General features: G+C 67.0%; 5 protein-coding genes and 1 pseudogene. All 6 read left to right on the top strand.

The window, feature by feature from the left end:
• A pseudogene (locus M0P34_RS14090) lies at positions 1-138 on the top strand (phenylphosphate carboxylase subunit delta); the annotation flags it as partial.
• Entirely contained in the window at positions 114-725 is a 612-nt protein-coding gene (gene lptC / locus M0P34_RS14095; protein WP_291500240.1) for an LPS export ABC transporter periplasmic protein LptC, read from the top strand. The pseudogene M0P34_RS14090 and the gene lptC, both read left to right, overlap by 25 nt.
• 5 nt (positions 726-730) lie before the next feature.
• Positions 731-1258: an LptA/OstA family protein gene (locus M0P34_RS14100; protein ID WP_291500242.1), complete on the top strand. Its 528-nt coding sequence runs from the start codon at positions 731-733 to the stop codon at positions 1256-1258.
• A complete protein-coding gene (gene lptB / locus M0P34_RS14105; protein ID WP_291500244.1) occupies positions 1259-1981 on the top strand; it encodes an LPS export ABC transporter ATP-binding protein in 723 nt (240 codons plus the stop codon).
• A gap of 208 nt (positions 1982-2189) precedes the next feature.
• Positions 2190-3650: an RNA polymerase factor sigma-54 gene (gene rpoN / locus M0P34_RS14110; protein ID WP_291500245.1), complete on the top strand. Its 1461-nt coding sequence runs from the start codon at positions 2190-2192 to the stop codon at positions 3648-3650.
• Positions 3651-3760: 110 nt separating this feature from the next.
• Positions 3761-4166 (top strand): ribosome-associated translation inhibitor RaiA (gene raiA, locus M0P34_RS14115; protein ID WP_291500247.1); only part of this gene is annotated, 406 nt, incomplete at its 3' end.

Raw genomic sequence — 4166 nt, forward strand, 5'->3', positions numbered from 1 at the left:
CAGCCGGAGATCCTGGACCTGGCGGCCTGGGTGAGCGTCCGCCCTGGCGGGCACGGGGCCGTGCGCGAGGCCGTGCGCTTCATCCTCGACGCCCGGGGCGACCTGGAGGCCCAGTGGGCGCTGTGGCGGTCGCGGTGAGGCGCTGGCTGCCGTGGGCGCTCCTGGCCCTGGCGGGCCTGGCGGCGGTGGGCGGCTGGTCGCTTTATCAGAGCTACCGGGCCCTGGACCGCGCGGCGCAGCTGCTGGAGGAGGTGGACGTGGACGTGTCGCTTCGCGGCGTGGAGCTTTCGCGCGGGCTGGACGGGCGCACCGAGTGGCGCCTGAAGGCCGACGCCGCGCACTACGCCCAGGACACGGGCATCGTCGCGGTGGACAATCCGCGCATCGTCTACTACCTGGGGGACGGTACCTCGGTGGCGGTCAACGCCACCAGCGGCGAGGTGAACCAGGCATCGGGCGACGCCAGCCTGTGGCCCGACGTGGACATCGCCTCCGGGCCATCCCGCGCCCGGGCCGAGCGCCTGGACTATCGCAGCGCCGACCGGAGCATCGTGCTCACGGGCGCCGTGCGCCTGTGGCGCGACGACATGGAGCTGGAGGCGCCCCGCGCCGTGCTGAACCTGGAAACAAATGGCGTCGAGGCCGATGGCGGGGTGCGCAGCGTGCTGCGCGGCGTCGCCGCCCCCACGGGCAAGGCCGGGGCCAAGGACAAGGACAAGGAGTGATCCCCGTGAAGCGAGTCGCGCGCGTTCTGTGCGTCGTGTGTCTGCTGGCGCTGGCCCTGGGGCCCGGCGCCTTCGCCGCCGAGAAGGCCAAGGGCGGCCAGGTGCCCACGAAGATCACCTCCGAGAAGGTGCGCTACGAGCAGGACGGGCGCGTGGTCATCTTCCTGGGCAAGGTCTTCGTGCAGCGTCCGGACATGACCATCCGCTCGCGCAAGCTGACGGTGCATCTGGCCCAGGGCGCCTCGGGCGCGGCCCCGGGGCGGCCCGCCGGGCCCGGCGAGGTGGAGCGCATCGTGGCCGAGGGCGACGTGGAGCTTGAGCGCGAGGGCCGCCAGGGCACCTGCGCCACGGCAACCTATCATGTCCAGAAGGGGCTTTTGGTCATGGAGGGCGAGCCCAGGCTCACCGACGGCGACAACCAGATCACCGGGCGCATCATCCGCCTGTACCTGAAGGACAACCGCAGCGAGGTGGAGGGCGGGCCCGACCGGCAGGTGGAGGCCATTTTCATGACCCCGCCGGAGGCGGAGTAGATGGCCCTGCTGAAGGCCAGCGGCCTGTGCAAGCGCTACGGCCAGCGCGAGGTTGTCCACGACATCGCCCTCGAAGTGGCCCAGGGCGAGGTGGTGGGGCTGCTCGGGCCCAACGGGGCGGGCAAGACCACCACGTTCTACATGCTCGTGGGGCTCATCAAGCCCAACGGCGGCGAAGTGCGCCTGGACGGCGCCCAGCTCGCGGGGCTGCCCCTGCACGAGCGCGCGCGCCTGGGCCTGTCCTACCTGCCGCAGGAAAGCTCGGTGTTCCGCAAGCTGACCGTGCGCGAGAACCTGGAAATCATCCTGGAGAACACGAAGCTTCCGCCCGCCCGGCAGGCTGCCAAGGCCGACGCCCTGCTTGACGAGCTGGGCATCGCCAAGCTGGCGGGGCAAAAGGCCATGCACCTGTCCGGCGGCGAGCGCCGCCGGCTGGAGATCGCGCGGGCCCTGATCCTGGACCCCAAGTTCATGCTGCTGGACGAGCCCTTCGCGGGCATCGACCCCATCGCGGTGGACGATATCCAGGGCATCGTGCGCGGGCTCAAGGAGCGCGGCATCGGCGTACTCATTTCCGACCACAACGTGCGCGAAACCCTGCGCATCTGCGACCGGGCCTATCTGGTCTACGAGGGCCGGGTCATTCTTTCGGGCACGCCACTGGAGATTTGCGAGAACCCCCAGGCACGCCAGGTCTACCTTGGGGAGGCTTTCAGTCTCTAATTCCCCGCCGTTTCAACGTTTCCCCGCCTATACAAAATCCTTGCCATTTGAGTTGCAAGGGCTGTGCGTCTGTGGCATGGTCTGGCCGGGCCTTGCAGGACGGGCCCTGGGGGGCGAGGCTTTTCGCCGCCCGGGCTCCGGACGGCCCCCGGTCCTTTTCGTTTTGCCGGGCGGCGGCATCCCCAGCACCTGAACACGACGGGCAACAATGGGACTCGAACTCCGACAGCAAATGAAGCTTTCGCAGCAACTGGTGATGACTCCCCAGTTGCAGCAGGCCATCAAGCTGCTTCAGCTTTCCCGCATCGAGCTGCTGGACGTGGTGCAGCAGGAGCTGCTCGAAAACCCCCTTTTGGACGAGAAGGCCGAGGAATCCTTCGAGCAGACCCCGGAGCGCGACGGCAAGGACGCCTTCGAGGCCGCCGCCGAACCCGAGCGCGAGCGCCCCGCCCAGGGCGACGAGGCCGTGGAGCGCGACCTGGCGCGCAACGCGGACTGGGAGAACTACCTCGGCGAGTTTTCGAGCTCCTCGCGCCAGGCGCTGATGCGCGAGAGCGAGACGCCCGAGGAGGGCATGGCCTACGACGCGCGCCTGTCGGTGAAGCCCACCCTGGACAGCCACCTGGAGTGGCAGATCCGCCTGTCGGATTTTTCCCCCCGCGAGGTGGCCGTCTGCGAGGTTGTCATCGGCAACCTCGACGCCCGGGGCTACCTCCAGGCCACCAGCGAGGAGGTTGCCGCCATGGCCGGGGTGACCTCGGCCCAGGCGGAGGACGTGATCCGGCGCATCCAGCGTCTGGACCCCGTGGGCGTGGCCGCGCGCGACCCGCGCGAGTGCCTGCTGGTGCAGATCGAGGTCTGCGGCTACGACGACCCCATCCTGCGGGAGCTGGTGGAAGAGCACCTGGAGGACCTGGAGAAGGGCCGCTACAAGCCCGTGGCCCGCAAATTCCGCCTGACCCTGGAGCAGCTCAAGGAATACCTGGACCTGCTCCAGACCCTGGACCCCATGCCCGGCGCCAGCTATGGCGGCGGGGAGCCGCAATACGTCAGCCCCGACGTGTACGTCTATGAGTACGACGGCGACTTCGTCATCGTGCTCAACGAGGAGGGCCTGCCGCGCCTGCAACTCAACTCCTTCTACATGGACGGCCTGCTGGCCAAGAATTCCAAGGACAAGGAGTACGTCCAGGAGAAGATGCGTTCGGCGGTGTGGCTGATGAAGAGCCTGTTCCAGCGCCAGCGTACCCTCTACAAGGTTGTGGAGAGCATCGTGCGTTTTCAGAACGGCTTCTTCCGCAAGGGGGTCACGGCCCTCAAGCCGTTGATCCTAAAGGACATCGCCGACGATATCGAAATGCACGAGTCCACCATCAGCCGCATCACCACCAACAAGTATGTGGCCACGCCCCACGGGGTGTTCGAGCTGAAGTTCTTCTTCAACAGCGCCCTGGAGATGGACGACGGCTCCCAGGTGGGCTCGGAGTCGGTCAAGGCGCTGATCAAGCAGCTCATCGGCGGCGAGGACCCGCGCCACCCCCTGTCCGACGAGAAGATCGCCGACCACCTGAAGGACACCCTGAAGGTGAACATCGCGCGGCGCACCGTGGCCAAGTATCGCACGGCCCTGGGCATCCGTTCCTCCTCCAAGCGCAAGCAGGTTTTTTGATTGCGCGCCGACTAGCCCTTTATTTCGTCTTGGTTTCCCTCTACACTGGAATCGGCGGAAACCTCCGCCCGGCCAGTGCCGTTGTGTCACCCAAGACAGGAGGACGACGTATGCAGATCAATTTCAACTTCAAGAACTTCGAGCCCTCCGACCATCTCAAGAAGTACGCCACCACGCGGTTCGAGAAGTTGATCAAGTATGCCGGCACCGACAATGCCGAACTGCAAATCAACCTGTCCGTGGAGAAGTTCCGCCAGAAGGCGGATGTGGTCCTTACCTGGGACGACAACAACCTTTCGGCCTTCGAGGAGTCCGAGGACATGTACAGCACCATCGACCTGGTGCTGGACAAGATGGACGCCCAGGTGCGCAAGATCCGCGAGAAGGCCAAGGACAAGCGCCGCCACCGCGGCACCGTGCGCATGGACGTGGTGTCCTTCGCCGAGCCCCAGGGCGGCGGCGAGCGGGTGCCGACCATCACCGAGGCCGACGCCTACGAGCCCAAGCCCATGTCCG

It is taken from the genome of Desulfocurvus sp. (assembly GCF_023230885.1).
GTDB lineage: Bacteria > Desulfobacterota > Desulfovibrionia > Desulfovibrionales > Desulfovibrionaceae > Desulfocurvus.